25 protein-coding genes are annotated in these 18,767 nt (G+C 70.9%); 22 read left to right on the top strand and 3 right to left on the bottom strand.

The window, feature by feature from the left end; all coding sequences use genetic code 11:
* Window position 1: 1 nt before the first annotated feature.
* From rimM to JOD60_RS10970, 4 genes are all read left to right on the top strand, one after another.
* Window positions 2-628 carry a ribosome maturation factor RimM gene (gene rimM, locus JOD60_RS10955; RefSeq protein ID WP_076690646.1) on the top strand — a complete coding sequence of 209 codons (627 nt, stop codon included), beginning with the start codon at window positions 2-4 and terminating at the stop codon, window positions 626-628.
* A 1-nt stretch (window position 629) separates the two neighbouring features.
* A complete protein-coding gene (gene trmD / locus JOD60_RS10960; protein WP_076690647.1) occupies window positions 630-1,322 on the top strand; it encodes a tRNA (guanosine(37)-N1)-methyltransferase TrmD in 693 nt (230 codons plus the stop codon).
* 65 nt (window positions 1,323-1,387) lie between these two features.
* On the top strand, window positions 1,388-1,591 hold the full coding sequence (locus JOD60_RS16780; protein WP_157127941.1) for an RNA polymerase sigma factor: 204 nt from the start codon (window positions 1,388-1,390) through the stop codon (window positions 1,589-1,591).
* Window positions 1,592-1,682: 91 nt separating this feature from the next.
* Window positions 1,683-1,886: a hypothetical protein gene (locus tag JOD60_RS10970; protein ID WP_076690649.1), complete on the top strand. Its 204-nt coding sequence runs from the start codon at window positions 1,683-1,685 to the stop codon at window positions 1,884-1,886.
* A 192-nt stretch (window positions 1,887-2,078) separates the two neighbouring features.
* Here the strand turns inward: JOD60_RS10970 and map are convergent, their stop codons facing one another.
* Window positions 2,079-2,855 (bottom strand): type I methionyl aminopeptidase, encoded by a 777-nt coding sequence (gene map, locus JOD60_RS10975; protein WP_076690650.1) that lies wholly within the window; start codon window positions 2,853-2,855, stop codon window positions 2,079-2,081.
* Between the two features lie 52 nt (window positions 2,856-2,907).
* On the opposite strand from map, the gene JOD60_RS10980 reads away from it, so the two are divergent.
* The 9 genes from JOD60_RS10980 to JOD60_RS11020 all read left to right on the top strand — a co-directional run bounded on the left by JOD60_RS10980 (window position 2,908) and on the right by JOD60_RS11020 (window position 10,046).
* Window positions 2,908-3,399 carry an MFS transporter permease gene (locus JOD60_RS10980; protein ID WP_076690651.1) on the top strand — a complete coding sequence of 164 codons (492 nt, stop codon included), beginning with the start codon at window positions 2,908-2,910 and terminating at the stop codon, window positions 3,397-3,399.
* Window positions 3,400-3,563: 164 nt separating this feature from the next.
* Window positions 3,564-3,911 carry a 50S ribosomal protein L19 gene (gene rplS / locus JOD60_RS10985; RefSeq protein ID WP_076692182.1) on the top strand — a complete coding sequence of 116 codons (348 nt, stop codon included), beginning with the start codon at window positions 3,564-3,566 and terminating at the stop codon, window positions 3,909-3,911.
* 155 nt (window positions 3,912-4,066) lie between these two features.
* Window positions 4,067-4,822 (top strand): signal peptidase I, encoded by a 756-nt coding sequence (lepB, locus tag JOD60_RS10990; RefSeq protein ID WP_076690652.1) that lies wholly within the window; start codon window positions 4,067-4,069, stop codon window positions 4,820-4,822.
* Window positions 4,819-5,478 (top strand): ribonuclease HII, encoded by a 660-nt coding sequence (rnhB, locus tag JOD60_RS10995; protein WP_076690653.1) that lies wholly within the window; start codon window positions 4,819-4,821, stop codon window positions 5,476-5,478. Before lepB ends, rnhB begins: the two co-directional genes overlap by 4 nt.
* Before the next feature lie 73 nt (window positions 5,479-5,551).
* Window positions 5,552-5,875 (top strand): DUF2469 family protein, encoded by a 324-nt coding sequence (locus tag JOD60_RS11000; protein WP_076690654.1) that lies wholly within the window; start codon window positions 5,552-5,554, stop codon window positions 5,873-5,875.
* 98 nt (window positions 5,876-5,973) lie between these two features.
* A complete protein-coding gene (locus tag JOD60_RS11005; protein ID WP_076690655.1) occupies window positions 5,974-6,336 on the top strand; it encodes a YraN family protein in 363 nt (120 codons plus the stop codon).
* Complete coding sequence (locus tag JOD60_RS11010) at window positions 6,333-7,862, top strand: YifB family Mg chelatase-like AAA ATPase (RefSeq protein ID WP_076690656.1); 1,530 nt, start codon at window positions 6,333-6,335, stop codon at window positions 7,860-7,862. The genes JOD60_RS11005 and JOD60_RS11010 overlap by 4 nt, the downstream gene beginning before the upstream one ends.
* The gene (dprA, locus tag JOD60_RS11015) at window positions 7,859-9,079 is read left to right on the top strand and encodes a DNA-processing protein DprA (RefSeq protein ID WP_076690657.1); all 1,221 of its coding nucleotides are present in this window, start codon (window positions 7,859-7,861) and stop codon (window positions 9,077-9,079) included. The genes JOD60_RS11010 and dprA overlap by 4 nt, the downstream gene beginning before the upstream one ends.
* 67 nt (window positions 9,080-9,146) lie before the next feature.
* The gene (locus JOD60_RS11020) at window positions 9,147-10,046 is read left to right on the top strand and encodes a tyrosine-type recombinase/integrase (RefSeq protein ID WP_076690658.1); all 900 of its coding nucleotides are present in this window, start codon (window positions 9,147-9,149) and stop codon (window positions 10,044-10,046) included.
* Window positions 10,047-10,056: 10 nt separating this feature from the next.
* Here the strand turns inward: JOD60_RS11020 and JOD60_RS11025 are convergent, their stop codons facing one another.
* Complete coding sequence (locus JOD60_RS11025; RefSeq protein ID WP_084201989.1) at window positions 10,057-10,644, bottom strand: murein hydrolase activator EnvC family protein; 588 nt, start codon at window positions 10,642-10,644, stop codon at window positions 10,057-10,059.
* Between the two features lie 291 nt (window positions 10,645-10,935).
* On the opposite strand from JOD60_RS11025, the gene rpsB reads away from it, so the two are divergent.
* From rpsB to JOD60_RS11070, 9 genes are all read left to right on the top strand, one after another.
* The gene (gene rpsB, locus JOD60_RS11030) at window positions 10,936-11,844 is read left to right on the top strand and encodes a 30S ribosomal protein S2 (RefSeq protein WP_076690659.1); all 909 of its coding nucleotides are present in this window, start codon (window positions 10,936-10,938) and stop codon (window positions 11,842-11,844) included.
* Between the two features lie 103 nt (window positions 11,845-11,947).
* Entirely contained in the window at window positions 11,948-12,775 is an 828-nt protein-coding gene (gene tsf / locus JOD60_RS11035) for a translation elongation factor Ts (protein ID WP_076690660.1), read from the top strand.
* Window positions 12,776-12,863: 88 nt separating this feature from the next.
* Complete coding sequence (gene pyrH / locus JOD60_RS11040; protein ID WP_076690661.1) at window positions 12,864-13,583, top strand: UMP kinase; 720 nt, start codon at window positions 12,864-12,866, stop codon at window positions 13,581-13,583.
* A 57-nt stretch (window positions 13,584-13,640) separates the two neighbouring features.
* On the top strand, window positions 13,641-14,195 hold the full coding sequence (gene frr / locus JOD60_RS11045; protein WP_076692184.1) for a ribosome recycling factor: 555 nt from the start codon (window positions 13,641-13,643) through the stop codon (window positions 14,193-14,195).
* Between the two features lie 9 nt (window positions 14,196-14,204).
* Window positions 14,205-15,281: a phosphatidate cytidylyltransferase gene (locus JOD60_RS11050; RefSeq protein ID WP_076690662.1), complete on the top strand. Its 1,077-nt coding sequence runs from the start codon at window positions 14,205-14,207 to the stop codon at window positions 15,279-15,281.
* An 11-nt stretch (window positions 15,282-15,292) separates the two neighbouring features.
* Complete coding sequence (locus JOD60_RS11055; RefSeq protein ID WP_084202158.1) at window positions 15,293-15,859, top strand: DivIVA domain-containing protein; 567 nt, start codon at window positions 15,293-15,295, stop codon at window positions 15,857-15,859.
* Between the two features lie 46 nt (window positions 15,860-15,905).
* Window positions 15,906-16,652, top strand: coding sequence for an aggregation-promoting factor C-terminal-like domain-containing protein (locus JOD60_RS11060; protein ID WP_076690664.1), 747 nt, complete (start codon window positions 15,906-15,908; stop codon window positions 16,650-16,652).
* Window positions 16,653-16,656: 4 nt separating this feature from the next.
* Window positions 16,657-16,938, top strand: coding sequence for an Rv1322 family protein (locus JOD60_RS11065; protein ID WP_076690665.1), 282 nt, complete (start codon window positions 16,657-16,659; stop codon window positions 16,936-16,938).
* Complete coding sequence (locus tag JOD60_RS11070) at window positions 16,938-17,651, top strand: alpha/beta hydrolase (protein WP_076690666.1); 714 nt, start codon at window positions 16,938-16,940, stop codon at window positions 17,649-17,651. Before JOD60_RS11065 ends, JOD60_RS11070 begins: the two co-directional genes overlap by 1 nt.
* 24 nt (window positions 17,652-17,675) lie before the next feature.
* Here the strand turns inward: JOD60_RS11070 and JOD60_RS11075 are convergent, their stop codons facing one another.
* Window positions 17,676-18,755 (bottom strand): AI-2E family transporter, encoded by a 1,080-nt coding sequence (locus JOD60_RS11075; RefSeq protein ID WP_076690667.1) that lies wholly within the window; start codon window positions 18,753-18,755, stop codon window positions 17,676-17,678.
* Window positions 18,756-18,767: the final 12 nt, after the last annotated feature.

Below are 18,767 nucleotides of genomic sequence, written 5' to 3' on the forward strand. Positions count from 1 at the left end.
CATGGCCGCTGCAGGACCCGCGCGCACACAGCTGCGCGTCGGGCGACTCGTCAAGGCCCACGGCCTGAAGGGCGCCCTCAAGCTCGAGCTGTACACCGACGACCCGGACGGACGATTCGTCCCCGGTGCCGTCTTCACACTGCAGGTGCCGGAGTCCTCACCGTGGCACGGCAAGACGGTGACCGTCCGCGAGTTCCGCTGGATGAACTCGCACCCCGTGGTCTTCTTCGACGAGGTCGAGGACCGCACCGCCGCGGAGAGCATCGTCCGCGCCATCCTGTGGATCGACCAGGACGAGTCGGCTCCCGCTGAGGACGACGCCTGGTACGACCACCAGCTCACCGGACTCGACGTCTTCCGGGACGGCGCGAGCGTAGGCCGCGTGATCCGCGTCGACCATCTGCCCGCGCAGGATCTGCTCGTGGTCCGGCCGACCGGGACCGATGACGAGATCCTCGTGCCGTTCGTGGCCGCGATCGTCCCCCAGGTCGACATCGCCGCCGGACGCGTCATCGTGACGCCGCCCGCCGGCCTGTTCGAGGACCTTCCCGGCGACGACGAGACGGATGCCGGTGCGGACGCGATCGACGCGACCCCGGCATCCGACGACTCCGACGTCGAGCGCTGACGTGCGCATCGACGTCGTCACGATCTTCCCGGCGTTCTTCGACGTCCTCGAGGTGTCGCTGCTCGGGAAGGCGCGCGGCGCCGGCATCCTGGATGTCCGCGTGCACGACCTGCGGGAGTTCACCCACGACCGCCACCGCACCGTCGACGACACGCCCTACGGCGGCGGCGCCGGAATGGTCATGAAGCCTGAGCCGTGGGGCGAGGCGCTCGACGCGATCGTGGCGGATGCCGGCGACGCGCGCCCGACTTTTCTCTTCCCCTCCCCGGCGGGCGAGCGGTTCACGCAGGCGATGGCGCGCGAGCTGTCCGCGGCACCGCACCTCGTCTTCGGCTGCGGGCGTTACGAGGGCATCGACGAGCGGGTGTTCGCCTATGCGGCGACCCTCGGCGAGGTGCGGCTGGTCAGCCTCGGCGACTACGTCCTCAACGGAGGAGAGGTCGCCGCGATGGCGATGATCGAGGCGGTCGGGCGGCTCGTCCCGGGCGTCGTGGGCAACCCGGACAGTCTCGTCGAGGAGTCCCACGAGGACGGCCTGCTGGAGTATCCGTCCTACACCAAGCCCGCGTCGTGGCGGGGGTACGACGTCCCCGACGTGCTGCTGAGCGGTCACCACGGTCGCGTCGCGCAGTGGCGCCGCGACCAGCAGGTCCAGCGCACCCGCGAGCGCCGGCCGGACCTCCTGCCCGACTGAATCCGAAGATTCCGTGAACTCGTCCGCCTGAATCGCGCAATACGGATGTGAGCACAGACTCCGAGGTGATCGGACGTTCCGGCGATGAGCCGGGGGCGTTCGCGGTTCTCTTCGACCGTCATGCGCCGGCGATCTATCGCTACGCCGCGCAGCGGATGGGAGACCACCGGGCCGAGGACATCATGTCGGAGACCTTCCTCGTCGCCTTCGAAAAGCCTGCGTCGTGCCGGCCGACCTGCGTGCCGCGATGTATCAGGCCGCCGCGATGATCCCGGTGTCGAGTTCGTCGACGGCCAGGCGACGCTCGACGGGCGGACCGGTGTCGCGATCGGCCGGGTGGAGGGTGCCTGGGGCACGCGGATGGAGATCATCATCGACCCGGCGACGGGGGAGTTCATCGGCGAACGTGAGGTCGCGGTGCGCGATCTGGCGGATCAGGGGCTGCCTGCGGGCACGATCATCTCGTGGACGGCTGTCGTGATCGACGTCGTGGACAACGCCCCGGCGGGTGGGACGCCCTACGGCAAGATGGACCCGTGCGACGACGGAGCGAGCGGATGCTGACCGGAACCGGCCCCGCCGACATCGTGCTGCCGCCGACCGAACCGATCCTGGTCTGGGCAGAACCGGACACCGAACCCACCGCGTAGGTTGCCGAGGAGATGGCGGATGCCGAGGAGAAATCCCCGGCATCCGCTCCTCGTTATCGTGCATTCTCCTCGGGAACTGCCCCGCACCCCCGCGGCGCGCGCGGGCTCAGCCGAGGTGCGACCGGTCGGTGAGCACGATCGGGCCGTCGTCGGTGATGGCGATCGTGTGCTCGGAGTGCGCTCCGCGCGAGCCGTCCACACTGCGCAGGGTCCAGCCGTCGGGATCGGTCACCAGTTCGTCGGTCGTCTGCAGGAACCAAGGCTCCAGGGCCAGCACGAGGCCGGCGCGCAGCGGATATCCGCGGCCGGGCTTGCCGTCGTTGGGCACGTGCGGGTCGCCGTGCATCACACGGCCGACGCCGTGGCCGCCGAAGTCGGTGTTGATGGCGTAACCGTCGGCATGCGCGATCTCCGCGATCGCGTGCGAGATGTCGCCGATGCGGTTGCCGACCGTCGCGGCCGCGATCGCGGCATCCAGCGCGCGCTCGGTCGTGTCGATGAGGGCGAGGTCCTCGTCGCGCGGCGTGCCGACGACGAACGAGACCGCCGAGTCCGCGACCCAGCCGTCGACCGAGACCGCGAAGTCGAGCGAGACCAGGTCGCCGTCGCGCAGCGCGTAGTCGTGCGGCAGGCCGTGCAGCACCGCGTCGTTCACCGAGGTGCAGATGACCTTGCCGAACGGGCTCGCCCCGAACGAGGGGTGGTAGTCGATGTAGCACGACTCGGCGCCGGCCTGCCGGATCAGCTCGTGCGCGCGCCGGTCGATCGCCAGGAGGTTCGTGCCCACCGTCGTCTCGGCCCGGAGCGTCGCGAGGGTCTCGGCGACGAACCGTCCCGCGGGACGCATCGCCTCGATCTCGGCGGGGGTGCGCAGCTCGATCATCGTGATCCTTTCGTCAGCATCCATTGTGGCTGACCGGCGTAGCATCGAAGGCATGTGGTTGCGTCAAGCGTTCTTCCGGTGGCTGATCCCGGCAGCGTTCCTGCTGCCGTTGTGGCTGCTCATCGGCTGGATCGTCTTCGGCGCGAACCCGTGGGCGCTGCTGTGGGTCATCGTCTCCGCCCCGATCGTGCTCGTGTGGCAGGTCATCCTGACTCTCCTCATCCGCGCCCGGGGGACAGTGCGCGCGGGGCGCGCGGTCTCCTGGACCGACCTCGGTGTGGTCGGCGCCTGGCACGTGCTCGTCATCGCGCTCGGCGTCTTCGACGGACGCTGGTGGTGGCCGGTGTTCGCCCTGACGATCGCCGTGGGTATCGCGGCCATGTGGACATCGCTGTCGCAGCTGTGGCGTGAGGCGAAGCCGGCGCCGGTGCTGCTGCGCACGCCCGACGGCGTCGGGTACGTGCCCGCCCCTCGCCCGGAGGCGCCGCGAGTGGTCGACGAGGAGATCGTCATCATCCGCGAGAAGACCCCGCCGCCCGCTTGAGTGCGTTTTGGTGGGGTGCGCCATCCATGGCAGAATGGATGCTTGTGCCCTGAACAGGCTCTGCCTCAGGGGAGCACGGATCCGGTGACGGATGCCGGGGGCACAAACCCATCCTTTCCAGAACTCTCGCGGTCGACCTGTGGCGGCTGCAGGAAGTGAAGATCATGCAGATCCTCGACGCCGTCGACGCAGCATCGCTGCGCAGCGACATCCCCGCTTTCGGTCCCGGTGACACCGTCAAGGTGCACGTCAACATCACCGAGGGCAACCGCTCCCGCATCCAGGTCTTCCAGGGCGTCGTCATCGGCCGCTCCGGCGACGGTGTGCGCGAGACCTTCACGGTCCGCAAGATCAGCTTCCAGGTGGGCGTGGAGCGCACCTTCCCGGTGCACAGCCCCGTGATCGACCACATCGAGGTCGTCACCCGTGGCGACGTGCGCCGCGCCAAGCTGTACTACCTGCGCAACCTCCGCGGCAAGAAGGCGAAGATCAAGGAGAAGCGCGAGCACTGAGCTCGGCCTCTTGGATGCCCCGGACCGTTGGTCCGGGGCATCCGTCGTTCCCGGGCGCGGATCGCGGTCGTGGCGCGACGTGGATCGCGCCCGGGATGTGCGACCCTTGGGGGGCGGCAACCGACCCACGGGCACGCCGACGAGAAAGACGCTGCATGACCTCCGATCACCCGACCGACGCCGCACCCCTGGTCCCGCCGGTCTCCCGTCGCCGCGGCTTCTGGTCGCTCGTGCGCGACATCCTCGTCATCGTCGTGATCGCCATCGTGGTGTCGCTGGTGATCAAGACGTTCCTCGTGCGCTCGTTCTACATCCCGTCGGGGTCGATGGAGCAGACGCTGCTGGTGAAGGACCGGATCCTCGTCGACGAGCTGACCCCCCGCTTCACCGGGTACGAGCGCGGCGATGTCGTGGTCTTCCGCGATCCCGGCGGCTGGCTGCCGGTCTCGCCCGCACCCGCCGACCAGTCACCGCTCGTGCAGGCCGGTGACTGGCTGCTGTCTCTCCTGGGGATCACGGCGTCGGACAGCGACGAGCACCTCATCAAGCGCCTCATCGGACTGCCCGGCGATCACGTGGTGTGCTGCAACGCGATCGGCCAGATCACCGTCAACGGCACGCCCATCGACGAGACGCCGTACCTCGATCTCGCACCCGGGCAGAGTGCGCCGGAGGTGGTGCCGTTCGACGTGACCGTCCCGGACGGGTCGCTGTGGGTCCTCGGCGACAATCGCGACCACTCCCGCGACTCGCGGTACAACATGGACCAGCCCTCGCACGGTTTCGTCCCGATCGACAACGTCGTCGGCCGGGCCTTCCTCATCACCTGGCCGCTGAACCGGTTCGGCACGATCGACGGGCACCACGAGGTGTTCTCGGGGGTTCCCGCCGCCGCCGCCGCGGGACGATGACCGTCGCCGTGCCGCGGTTGACCGTCGAGCGACGGCTGCTGCGCGAGCACGCGCTCGTCATCGCCTGCGACGAGGTCGGCCGCGGCGCCTTGGCCGGTCCGGTCGCCGTCGGCGCCGCGGTCATCGACGCCGCCCGGGCGCGCCGCCGCATCCCGGAGGGACTCCGCGACTCCAAGCTCGTCGCCGAGCACCACCGGCACGCCGTCGCCGAGCGCGCTGCCGGGTGGGTCGGGGCCGCGTCGGTGGGATGGGCGACGGCGGACGAGATCGACCGCGTCGGCATCATCCGCGCCCTGGGGCTGGCGGCGCTCCGCGCCATCGCCGACCTGCGCGCCCAGGGCATCGTCCCCGAAGAGGCGATCGTGATCCTCGACGGCAACCACGACTACATCACGCCGGCGGGCGGCGGCGGACTTCGGGTGCAGCCCATCGTGAAGGCCGACCGCGACTGCGCCTCCGCCGCGGCGGCGTCGGTGCTGGCGAAAGTGGCGCGCGACGACCTCATGACGCGGTTGCACGAGGAGCATCCGGTCTACCGCTGGGAGCGCAACAAGGGCTACGCGAGCGCGGAGCACCGCGACGCCATCCGGTCCCACGGGCTGAGTGCGCATCATCGCGCCTCGTGGGCGATCGCCGACGCGCCCACGCTGTTCTGACCCGCTGTCGCGGCGCGCACGCGGCCCCGATCTGGCGCCGGGTCGCACCCCCGCCGCATAGGATGGGAGCACCATGGACGACGAGGGCTTTGACGACTACGACCGCGAACTCGAGTTGGCGCTGTACAAGGAGTACCGGGACGTCGTCTCGCAGTTCGCGTATGTCATCGAGACCGAGCGCCGGTTCTATCTCGCCAACGACGTGAACGTCGTGCGCCGCGACACGGAGCACGATTTCTACTTCGAGATCTCGATGACCGACGTCTGGGTCTGGGACATCTATCGCGCCGACCGCTTCGTGAAGTCGGTGCGCGTGCTGACGTTCAAGGACGTCAACGTCGAGGAGCTGCAGCGTCGCGACTTCCAGCTGCCCGAGGAACTCTCGCTGGATTCCTGAGCTCATCGCCCTCTCCCCAACCGGGTGATCGGGGGAGTTGTCCACGGATGCCGTGATCACCGCCACCACGAGGGTGTGCGGCACGGCACCATGCCGTCATGGCAGACAAAGATGTGCGCGGACGCGCCGGCGAGGAACGCGCCGCGCGCTACCTCGCCGACAACGGTTTCACGGTGCTCGACCGCAACTGGCGCTGTCGTGCCGGTGAGCTCGACATCGTCGCCGCCCGCGGCGGCGACCTGGTGGTCGTCGAGGTCAAAACACGCCGCACGGACGGGTTCGGGCATCCGTTCGAGGCGGTCGATGCCCGCAAGCGTGACCGGCTGTGGCGGGTGGCGTGCGCGTGGATCGCCGCGCACCCCGACCTCGCCGCTCGACGCCGGTTGCGCCTGGACGTCATCGGCGTCACCGGCGAGGATCCGGCGTCGGCCGCGATCGAACATCTCGTGGACCTGCGATGACCGTCGGCCGCACGTGGGGCGTCGTGCTCACGGGGCTTCAGGGCGATCTCGTCGAGGTCGAGGCCGACCTGTCGAACCAGACGCCCGCCTTCTGCATCATCGGGCTCGCCGACCGCGCGGTGGGCGAAGCGCACCAGCGGGTGCACAACGCCTGCGCCAACAGCGACCTGGCGTTGCCGCGGCGGCGACTGACCGCGAACCTGTCGCCGGCGAACCTGCCGAAGCAGGGCACGGGGCTCGATGTCGCGATCGCCATCGCCTCGCTCGCGACCGAGCGCGCCATCGACGCCGCCTCACTGGCCGAGACCGTCCACATCGGCGAGCTGGGACTGGATGGGCGGCTGCGTCCGGTGCCGGGCGTGCTTCCCGCCGTCGCGGCCGCGGCCCGCGCCGGCATGCGCCGCGTCGTGGTGCCGTACGCCAACCGCGCCGAGGCGGAACTGGTCCCCGGCGTCGAGGTCTTCGGGGCGGTGAGCCTGCGCGACGTGGCGCGCCGTCACGGGCTCGACGTGGACGAGGTCGACCTCGAGCCGGTTCCGGCGCCTGTCGCGGCCGAACCGGTCGGAGATACGGAGCTCGACCTCGCGGATGTGATCGGTCAGGCCGACGCCGTGGACGCGCTGATCGTCGCCGCCGCCGGCGGTCACCACCTCCTCATGAGCGGGCCGCCCGGCGCCGGCAAGACGATGCTGGCGCGACGACTGCCCGGCATCCTGCCCGATCTCGACGATGCCGCCGCCATCCAGGCCGCCTCGCTGCGGTCGCTGTCGGGGATGCCGGTGGCCGAACTGCGGCGCACGCCGCCCTTCGAGGCGCCACACCACAGTGCGAGCGTCGCGGCGCTCGTCGGTGGCGGCAGCCGGACCGTCCGGCCGGGCGCGATCGCCCGCGCGAGCGGGGGAGTGCTGTTCCTGGATGAAGCCGGCGAGTACGGGGGACGTGCCCTGGATGCCCTGCGTCAGCCCCTCGAGTCGGGCAGCATCGAGATCCATCGCGCGGGGTTCCGGGCCACGTTCCCGGCGCGGTTCCAGCTCGTGCTCGCGACGAACCCCTGCCCCTGCGGCAACTACGGCGTGCCGGGGGCGGAGTGCACCTGCCCGTCGCTCGCGATCCGGCGCTACCTCGGCAAACTGTCCGGCCCGCTGCTGGATCGCATCGACATCGAGCTGTCGCTGCAGCGCGTCTCGGTCGCCCGGCTGCGCGACCGCAGCGGCGGCGCCGGCTCGGCCGCCGCGCGGGAACGCGTGCGCGCCGCGCGCGATCGTGCCGCCCATCGACTCCGCGACACACCGTGGCGGACGAACGCGGAGGTGTCCGGCGCGTGGCTGCGCGACGGACCGCTCGCGCCTGAGCCGGCGATCCGCCGGCCGCTCGACGCCGCGCTGCACCGCGGGTCGCTCACCCTCCGCGGCTACGACCGGGTTCTGAGGGTCGCCTGGTCGGTCGCCGATCTCGCCGGGCGTGACCGGCTGGAGGTCGCCGACATCGGCCGGGCGCTGTATCTGAAGAAGGGGGTGCGGGGATGAACGTCCTCGAATCGACACCGGAGCACGCGCGCCGGGAGCTCGCCGGCATCGCGGATGCGCTGAGCGAAGACGATGATCTCGTCGTGGCCTACGCGCGCGCGGTCTGGTCCTGCCTGGTCGAACCCGGCGACCGCGTCGCCGGGGCACTGATCGCGACGTGCGGGCCGGTGCGGGCACTCGAGATCGCCATCGCCACCACGGGCGGCGCAGAGGTCGCCCACGCCGCCGGGATCGAGCTCGGCGAGCTCGACAAAGCGCGCACCCGGTGGCATCCACGCCGCGGCGACGTCGCCGAGCGCATCGCGGCGGCACGACGCGCGGGCGCCCGTCTGGTCACCCCGGAGGATCACGCGTGGCCCGAGCGCGTCGCGGACCTCGGGCCGTTCGCGCCGGTGTGCCTGTGGGTGCTCGGCGACGTCGACGCGCTCGGGGCGTCGTGTCCCGCCGTGGCGGTGGTCGGTGCGCGGGCGGCGAGCGGTTACGGCGACATGCTGGCGGACGATCTCGCCGCGGGGGCCGCCGCGGCCGGGGTCGCCGTGATCTCCGGCGCGGCGTACGGCATCGACGGCTCGGCGCATCGCGGTGCGCTGGCGGCGGGCGGCGCGACCACGGCGCTGCTGGCCGGCGGGGTGGACCGCCCGTACCCGGCGGGGCACCGCGACCTGCTGGAGCGCATCGCCGCGGAGGGGACCGTGGCCGCCGAGGTGCCGTGCGGATCGTCACCGACGAAGTGGCGCTTCCTCGCGCGCAACAGGCTGATCGCGGCCATGAGCGACGCAACCGTCGTCGTGGAGGCCGGATGGCGCAGCGGCTCGCTCAACACGGCGCATCATGCGGCGGCGCTCGGTCGGCCGCTCGGTGCCGTTCCCGGGCCGGTCACGAGCGCCTCATCCGCCGGCTGCCACCGATTGCTGCGTGAGGCGCAGGCCGAGTGCATCACCTCCGTCGCCGACATGATGGAGCTGCTGGGTCTGGACGCTCAGGCGCCCGGCGCGGTGGCGCCGGGCGCGGATCAGGGTGCGGGCGACCTCACCCGTATCCTCGACGCGCTCAGCGACCGCAGCGCGCGGAGCGGTTACGACATCGCGCGCCGTGCAGGCTTCGGAGCGGAGGAGGCGACCGCGCTCCTCGGTCTCCTGGAGTTGGAGGGCACAGTGGAACGGCGCCCGGGCGGATGGGTCCGGGCGCGGCACCGCGCGGCGGCGACGCTGTGGTGAGATCGCCTCGCGCGTCGGTGCGGTGCGCCGTCGCCGCCGTCGGGGAACGGGCAGGCATGCTGGAGGCATGAGACTCGCGGCGGCGACGGCGGCCTACGCCGACGACCTCGCGCACGTGCGCCGGCTCTCCCCGGCGACGGTTCGCGCCTACGCCGCGGACCTTCGCGATCTGCAGAACGCGGCGGGCGACGTCGAGCTCGCCGAGATCGACCTCGAGAGCCTGCACGAGTGGCGGTGGCGGGCGACGCAGCGCGGTGACGCGCGCGCCACGATCGCCCGTCGCACGGCGTCGGTGCGGGGGTTCTTCGCCTGGGCGCAGGAGCACGGGATCATCGCGGTCGATCCGAGCCTGCGTCTGGTCGCCCCCAAGCGTGCGCGCACCCTGCCGAAAGTCGCGACCGCGCCGGCGATGACCGCCGTCCTCGACGCAGCGGCCGCGCGCGCCGGGGAGGGCGACGCCATCGCGCTGCGCGACGCCGCCATCCTGGAGCTGCTGTACGCATCCGCGCTGCGCGTCGCCGAGCTGTGCGGGATGGACGTGGACGACATCGACGCTCACCGTCGCACCGTCCGGGTCATCGGCAAGGGATCCAAGGAGCGCATCGTGCCGTTCGGGGGACCGGCGGCATCCGCCCTCGACGCCTATCTCGTGCGCGGCCGCCCGGTCCTCGCCGCACGCGGTCAGGGGAGCCGGGCCGTGTTCCTGGGAGCCCGCGGCGGGCGGCTCGGGACCCGCGCGGCGTACGACGTCGTCTCCCGTGCTGTCGCCCCCGCTCTCGGCACGGAGACCACCGGGCCCCACACACTCCGCCACTCCGCGGCCACGCACCTGCTCGACGGGGGCGCGGATCTGCGCACCGTGCAGGAGATGCTCGGTCACGCGAGCCTGGGGACGACGCAGATCTACACCCACGTCTCCGCGGAGAAGCTTGCCGCCGCCTACCGGCTCGCGCACCCGCGCGCCTGAGAGCGCGCCGTCAGCAACAGGGCAGCAGGACGGCGCGCGGCACCGTCCCCAGCAGCAGCAGCAGCGGGTTCATGTACTGGCCTGCTTCGCGCACCCCGAAGTGCACCGCGCCGGGTGCCGTGTGACCTCCGGCCGCGACGGTTCCTACGACGTCGCCCGCGGCGACCCGCGCGCCGATCGCGACGGCGGGGAGGACAGGCTCGAGTGTCGTGACGTGCCCCTCGCCGTGGTCGATCGTCAGCAGGGGCCGATCCACCACCGTCCCCGCGAACGCGATCATCCCGTCCGCCGGAGCGACGACCGGCGAGCCCGGTTCCGCCTGGAGATCGATGCCCCGGTGCCCGGCGGCGTAGGCGTGGGCGGGGGCACGATACGGCGCCACGACCACGGCGGGACTGACGGGCCACCGCCACCCCGCTGCGACCGGATCCGCGTCGCGCGCGGCGCCGGGCGCGACCACGGCGGCCGCTCCAGCGACGACACCGGGCGGGGCCGCCGCGCCGACGACATCGATGCGCCCCGTAGCCGGCCAGGGGCACGCCAGCACGACGCACACGGCCAGCGCGACGGCGGCGATCCAGCGAGCGAGTGAAGACATGCCCCCACCGTGCTCCTGCGCGGCGCACCGCGGCGGCGAAGATGCCCGATCTGTGGACAGATCCGCGCACTCGCCGGCGGGGGAGAGAGCGATGCGGCTGATACACTGTCAGACGCACCCCGCGCGTCGGGGTGACTCCGCGTGCCCACAGCGACGACCTGTCTCAGACGGGGACTCGCGGCATCCACACCCAGAGGTCTCACCGTGCGAACGGGAGCGGGTGCGTGCCGGGCACCAGGCGCACGGGCCGACCGGTCCACGCGATCAACCCAGAAACAAAGGAGAACGGCCATGGCCGTCGTCACCATTCGCCAGCTGCTCGACAGCGGCGTTCACTTCGGACACCAGACCCGCCGGTGGAACCCGAAGGTCAAGCGCTTCATCCTGACGGAGCGCTCCGGCATCCACATCATCGACCTGCAGCAGTCGCTGTCGTACATCGACAAGGCGTACGAGTACGTCCGCGAGACGGTCGCCCACGGCGGCACCGTCCTGTTCGTCGGCACCAAGAAGCAGGCCCAGGAGGTCATCGCCGAGCAGGCGACGCGCGTCGGCCAGCCCTACGTCAACCAGCGCTGGCTGGGTGGGCTCCTCACCAACTTCCAGACCGTCGGCAAGCGGCTGGCGCGCATGAAGGAGCTCGAGGAGCTCGACTTCGACAACCCCGCCGACAGCGGCTTCACGAAGAAGGAGCTCCTGCTCAAGAAGCGCGAGCTCGACAAGCTGCACAAGTCGCTCGGCGGCATCCGCAACCTGCAGAAGACCCCGTCCGCGATCTGGGTCGTCGACGCCAAGCGTGAGCACCTCGCCATCGACGAGGCCAAGAAGCTCGGCATCCCGGTGATCGGCATCCTCGACACCAACGCCGACCCCGACGAGTTCCAGTTCCCGATCCCGGGCAACGACGACGCGATCCGCTCGGTGGGCCTGCTCACCCGCATCATCGCCGACGCCGCCGCCGAGGGCCTCATCCAGCGCCACCAGCCCACCGACGAGTCCGCCGAGGCGGAGCCCCTCGCCGATTGGGAGCGCGAGCTGCTCGAGCAGGGCGGCACCGCTGAGGCGCCCGCCGCCGAGGCCGAGACGCCGGTCGTCACCGACGTCGCCGAGGTCGAGACCATCGCGACGGAGTCGGCTGCCGACGCCGCCGGTGCCGAGGCCAAGGCCGAAGGCGACGCCGCGGCCGTCGCTGCCGAGTAAGACAGCTTCCCGCCGGTGCGGGATCGCCCCGATCGCGGCGATCCCGCACCGGCATCCACGAGAACTCACCACGCAGAATTCACTAGTCAAGGAGCCACCACCCATGGCCAACTTCACCATCGCCGACATCAAGGCCCTGCGCGAGCAGCTCGGCACGGGCATGGTCGACACCAAGAAGGCTCTCGAGGAGGCCGACGGCGACCTCGAGAAGGCCGTCGAGATCCTCCGCCTGAAGGGCGCGAAGGGCAACGCCAAGCGTGCCGACCGCTCCACCTCGGAGGGCCTCGTCGCCGCCACCGAGAAGGACGGCAAGGTCACGATCCTCGAGCTGAACACCGAGACCGACTTCGTCGCGAAGAACGACCGCTTCCTGGCCCTCGCCGACAAGGTGCTGGCCGCCGCCGCCGCCGTCGGCGCCGACTCGGTGGAGGCGGCTCTGGCCGCGGATGCCGACGGCAAGCCCGTCGCCGACCTCATCTCCGACGAGGCCGCGATCATCGGCGAGAAGGTCGAACTGCGTCGCGTGCGCACCCTCTCGGGCGACAAGTTCGAGATCTACCTGCACAAGACCAGCAAGGACCTGCCGCCCCAGGTCGGCGTCGTCCTCGCCTACACCGGCGACGACGCGGAGACCGCCCGCTCGATCGCGCAGCACATCTCCTTCGCGAACCCCTCCTACCTCAGCCGCGACGAGGTCCCGGCCGCCGAGGTCGAGAAGGAGCGCGAGATCGTCACGGAGATCTCCCGCAACGAGGGCAAGCCCGAGGCCGCCCTGCCGAAGATCGTCGAGGGCCGTGTGAACGCGTTCTTCAAGCAGGTCGCCCTGCTCGACCAGGACTACGCGAAGGACAACAAGCTGTCCGTCGCCAAGGTCGCCGGCGACGCGGGGATCACGATCACCGACTTCGCCCGTTTCAAGGTCGGCGCGTAAGCCGCGAAAGGGGGCCCGCATTCACGGATGCGGGCCCCCTTTCCCATGCCCGCTTCGATAGTCTGCATCCGACGAGAGGAACCCCTGCGTGATCGATGAGAACACCGGACGCCGCCGCGTCCTGCTGAAGCTGTCCGGCGAGGCGTTCGGGGGAGGGCAGCTCGGGGTCAACCCCGACGTCGTCGGCCAGATCGCCCGCGAGATCGCGGCGGCCGTCGACCGCGTCGAGGTGTCGATCGTCGTCGGCGGTGGCAACTTCTTCCGCGGCGCCGAGCTCAGCCAGCGCGGCATGGACCGCGGTCGTGCCGACTACATGGGCATGCTCGGCACCGTGATGAACGCCCTCGCCCTGCAGGACTTCCTGGAGCAGGCCGGAGCCGCCACCCGGGTGCAGTCGGCGATCTCGATGACCCAGGTCGCCGAGCCCTACATCCCGCGCCGCGCGGAGCGGCACATGGAGAAGGGTCGCGTCGTCATCTTCGGCGCCGGCGCCGGCTTGCCCTACTTCTCCACCGACACCGTCGCCGCCCAGCGGGCGCTGGAGATCGGCGCCGACGAGGTGCTCGTCGCCAAGAACGGCGTGGACGGGGTGTACACGGCAGATCCGAAGAAGGATGCCACGGCCACCAAGATCGACCGCATCACCTACCAGGACGCCCTGCAGCGCGGCCTGAAGGTCGTTGACTCGACGGCGTTCAGCCTGTGCATGGACAACGGCATCGACATGCGCGTGTTCGGCATGGAGCCGGCCGGCAACGTGACCCGCGCGCTCCTCGGGGAGTCGATCGGCACGCTCGTCACGGTCTGAGTCGCGGCATCCGCCCGCACTAGACTTTCCCCTGACGCATCGACGAATGGAGTGACCGTGATCGCCGAGATCCTGGCCGACACGACCGCCCGCATGGACCGTGCTGTGGAGGCGGCGAAGGACGACTTCGCCACCGTCCGCACGGGACGCGCGAACCCCCAGCTGTTCCAGAAGATCCTGGTCGACTACTACGGCTCGCCGACGCCGCTCGCGCAGCTGGCCTCGCTGAACACCCCCGAAGCGCGCACGCTCGTGGTGACCCCGTACGACAAGTCGGCGCTGAAGGCCATCGAGCAGGCGATCCGCGACATGCCGAACCTCGGCGCGAACCCGTCGAACGACGGCAACATCGTGCGCGTCACCATGCCCGAGCTCACCGCCGAGCGGCGCAAGGAGTACGTCAAGCTCGTGCGCAGCAAGGGCGAGGACGCGAAGGTGCACCTGCGCGGCATCCGTCGCAAGTCCAAGGACGAGCTGGATGCGCTCAAGAGCGAGGTCGGCGAGGACGAGCTGGTGCGCGCGGAGAAGGAGCTCGACGCGATCACGCGTTCTCACGTCGACGAGATCGACGAGGCGCTCAAGCGCAAAGAGGCCGAACTCCTCGAGGTCTGAGGCGAAGGCATGACCGATCCCTCCGGCGAACCTCCCGCGTTCCGCGATCCCGATGCCGGGGACGCGGCGGCGCCGGACGCGCCGCCGCTGACGCGTGCGGAGGCTCGACGGGCGATCGCCGACGCCGACGCCGACGCCGACGCCGGATCGAGCTTCCAGGCTCACGTGAGGGCGGCGCGCAGCGAGTTCGAGCAGCAGATCGACCGCGCCAAGGCCGACTTCGAGCAGGTCAATGACCGCATCAACGCCCGCACCGGCCGCAACCTGCTGCTGGCCACCCTCATCGGTCTCGCGATCGGCGCGGTGGTGCTCGGGTCGCTGCTGTTCGTGAAGTCGCTGTTCCTGATCTTCGCGATCCCGGTGTGCCTGCTGGGCGTGTTCGAATTCAGTCGCGCCCTCCAGACGGCGGGGCGGCGCATCGACATCGTGCCGCAGCTGGTGGTCGCCGCCATCATCACGCTATCCGGGTTCTTCCTGGGGCACTGGACCCACTGGGTCATCACGTTCGCGTGCGTGGCGGCGCTGATCGTCTGGCGTCTGCTCGCGCAGATGGCCGCCCACGACGGCCGCCGCTATGGCGACGTCCTCACCGACGTGCTGGTGACCGGCTTCGTCGCCGTGTACGTCTCGTTCTTGGCGAGTCTGACTCTCGTGCTGCTGCGGCAGGAGCAGGGCGAGTACTGGCTGCTCGGCATGATCGTCGCCGTCGTCGCGGCCGACACCGGCGCCTACGCCAGTGGGCTCGCCTTCGGCAAACACCCGATGGCGCCGCGCATCAGCCCCAAGAAGACCTGGGAGGGCTTCGCCGGTGGCGCCGTCGCCACGATGGCGATCGCCGGCGGCTACGGACTGCTGGTCCTCCATGTCCCCATCTGGGTCGGCATCGTCCTCGGCGTCGTCATCTTCGGCTGCGCCACCGTGGGCGACCTCGGCGAGTCGATGATCAAGCGCGACCTCGGCATCAAGGACATGAGTTCCTGGCTGCCCGGTCACGGCGGTGTGCTCGACCGCCTCGATTCGATCCTTCCCTCCGCGGCGGCCGCCCTGGCGCTGTACTTCCTGTTCTTTCCGATGGTGAGCCCATGACCGACACTGTGATCGCTGATGCCCCCGCCGCCGCAGCCAGTCCCTTCCCCCGCACGACCGGACGCACACGTGGGTACCGGCCCGAGGACGTGGACGCGTTCCTCGCCCGCGCCCGCGCCGCATTCGAGGCGCCCGAGAGCTCCGACATCGACTCCTCGACGGTGCGCACGGTCGCGTTCCCGCTCGTCAAGCGCGGCTACCAGGTCGCCGCCGTGGATGCGGCGCTCGGCCGCATCGAAGACGCCTTCGCCGCGCGGGAGCGCGAGCAGGCGCTCTCGCGCGCCGGCGCCCGCGCGTGGGTCGGCCAGTCGCGCCAGCTGGCGCAGGAGATCCTCGACCGTCTCACGCGTCCCAAGGGGCGCCGTTTCCGCCGCGTGGGGATGCTGCGCTTCGGCTATCGCGTCGATGAGGTGGACCTCGTCGCCGACAAGCTCGCCCGCTTCCTGGAGGAGGGGGAGACGGTGACGGTCGACCAGGTGCGTTCCGTCGCCTTCCGGATGCAGCGGCGCGGGTACAACGAGGCGCAGGTGGATGCGGTGCTCGACGCGACCGTCGAGGTCATGCTCGCCGTCGTCTGACGCGTCGCATGACACGATGCAGGCGGCTGGCTAGAATCGGAACACTGTGACTTCCGATGCCGAGCTGACCCCGACAGCCGACCGCACGCGACGGGCGGATGCCGCGGTGCGCGCCACGGCATCGCGCGCGCCCCAGCAGCCCGCCCGCTGGTCGCGGCGTCGCGGCGCGATGAGTGTGTTCGCGGTGCTCGCCGTGTTGGGCTTCGGCGCGGCCTACGTCGGTCCGCTGACGGCAACGGGCACGGACGCGCATGCCGCCGAGCTCGACCCGGTGTCGCTGTACGCCTCGACCATCGCCGACGCCCAGGCGTATCTCGCGGCGTCGGAGGCCGGCGCCGGGCAGAAGCAGGCGAGCGGTCTGGGGCGCGACGACATCGTCTACTCCGTGTACGTCACCCCCAAGCCCACCCCCACCCCGACCCCGGCGCCGACCGGCTCATCGTCGGCATCCGGCGCCCGTTCCTGGACCCCGCCGTTCGTCGCACCGGACCCCGGCACGGCACAGGCCATCGCCTATTCGATGGTGCTCGAGCGCGGCTGGGGCGACGACGAGTTCGCGTGCCTGGTCGCACTGTGGAACAAGGAATCGGGCTGGCGTGTCGGCGCCTACAACGCCGGCAGCGGCGCCTACGGCATTCCGCAGGCCCTCCCCGGAAGCAAGATGGCTTCCGCCGGTGCGGACTGGGAGACGAACCCCTCGACGCAGATCACCTGGGGCCTCGGCTACATCTCCGGCCGGTACGGCACCCCGTGCGGCGCGTGGGGCCACTCGCAGGCCAAGGGCTGGTACTGAGCGCATGCCCCGCGCGAACCGGCGCCAGCCGCAACCCGCCGACGACTCGTTCGCCCGGCTTCTGAGCGGCTGGAAGCGCACGGAGACCCGCCGCGGCGTGTCCTACACCGTGCAGCCCGTCGGTGAGTCCCAAGCGCAGAAGACATACACGTGCCCCGGGTGCGGCCGTGACATCACGCCCCGCACCGCGCACCTCGTGGTGTGGCGCGCCGACGGGGTGCTCGGCGACGCCGCCGACCTCGCCGCGCGCCGTCACTGGCACACCGCCTGCTGGAGGATCGGCTGATGGAGATCCGCGGACCCGTGCTGCTGCCCGCGCAGCGCGAGGACATCGAACTGCACACCCTCGACGGGCTCACCCTCGTCGGGGAGCTCGCCACACCGCTCGAGCGTCCGCCGGTGGCGACCCTCGTCACGCTGCACCCCCTGCCGACCGCGGGTGGCTTCATGGACTCCCACATCCTGCGCAAGGCCGCGGGGCGGCTGCCCGCTCTCGCCGATCTCGCCGTGCTGCGGTTCAACACGCGGGGGACGACGTCGGCCCGCGGGACGAGCGAGGGTGCCTTCGACGGTGGCCGCGGGGAAGCGTTCGACGTCGCGGCGGCGATGGAGTTCGTCCGCGAGCGCGCGCTGCCGCATCCCTGGCTCGTCGGCTGGTCGTTCGGCACGGAACTCGCGCTCAAGTACGGCCGGGATCACCCGGTGGACGGCATCATCCTCCTCTCGCCGCCGCTGCACCGTGCGACGGATGCGGACGTCGCGGCGTGGGCGGGGGAGCCGCGCGCCGTCGTGGTGCTCGTTCCCGAGTTCGACGACTACCTGCGCCCCGAGGAGGCGCGTCGCCGCTTCGCACCCATCGACCACGCGACGCTCATCGCCGTCGAGGGCGGCAAGCACCTGTGGGTGGGGGAGAACCAGACCCGTCGCGTGCTCACCGAGATCGTCGCGGCCGTCAACCCCGACGCTCTGCCGCTGCCGACGGAGTGGTCCGAGGACTGACCGACCCGCGCCGCGCCCTGCCGGTCACAGCTCGTTCTGCCTCGGGATGATCACCTGGCGGTAGATGATCAGGATGCTCGCGGCGACCGGGATCGCGATGAGCGCGCCCAGCAGGCCCAGGAGCGACCCGCCGGCGAGAGCCGCGATCACGACGACGGCGCCGGGCACCGAGACGGCGCGGTTCATGATGCGCGGGGAGAGGACGTAGGCCTCCACCTGCATGTACACGGCGTACCAGATGAGGGCGGCGAGCGCCGTCAGCGGCGAGCCGAGCCCCGGGGTGAGGCAGACGAGGATGATGATCGCCGAGCCCGTCAACGTTCCCACGAGCGGGATCAGCGAGAAGAAGAAGGCCACGACGGCGAGCACCGCCGGGAAGGGCGCCTGGATGATCGTGAGGAAGATGGCGCTCAGGATGCCGTTGATGACACCGAGGCTGACCTGCCCCATGACGTAGTAGCCGACGGACGCCGTGATCTGCTCGGACAGGTCGATGAAGCGCGCGCGCTTGGATGCCGGCACGAGCTGGTACACCGACGCCTTGAGGCTCGGGGTGGAGGCGGTGAAGTAGATCGTCAGGATCAGCACGATGATCGCGCCGGTGAATCCCGCGACGATGCCAGCACCGATCGAGAGGACCGCCCCGGTCGCGGCGCCGCCGATCTGGCCGAGGTCCAGCGACTCGTACCACTGCGAGATGGCGGTGAAGACCTTGTCCACGTCGAGCGCGGGGAACACGCTGTGCAGCCAGTCTGAGAGGGCATCGACGGGGTTCCAGTCGCCGTCGACGGCGCTCTGCACCAGCTTCTGGAGCTGCGTCACCAGCTGCGAGATCTGCCCCACGAGAACGGGGATCACGATGAGAATGATTCCCGCGAACACCGCCAGCACGGCGGCGAACGTGATGAGCAGGGCCGCCCAGCGGGGGAGGCCCCGTCGCTCGAGCCACGAGACCGCGGGGTCGAGGCCCAGCGCGAGGAAGAGCGCCGTGCCCACGTAGAGCAGGATCGTCGACAGCGTCTGCACACTCGTGATGAGCAGGATGCCGACGCCCACACCGAGCGTCGCGATCAGCGCGGTGCGGAACGGCTGCTGCAGTTTCATGGTTCCCCCGAA

The organism is Microbacterium aurum, from assembly GCF_016907815.1.
Taxonomy (GTDB): Bacteria; Actinomycetota; Actinomycetes; order Actinomycetales; family Microbacteriaceae; genus Microbacterium; species Microbacterium aurum.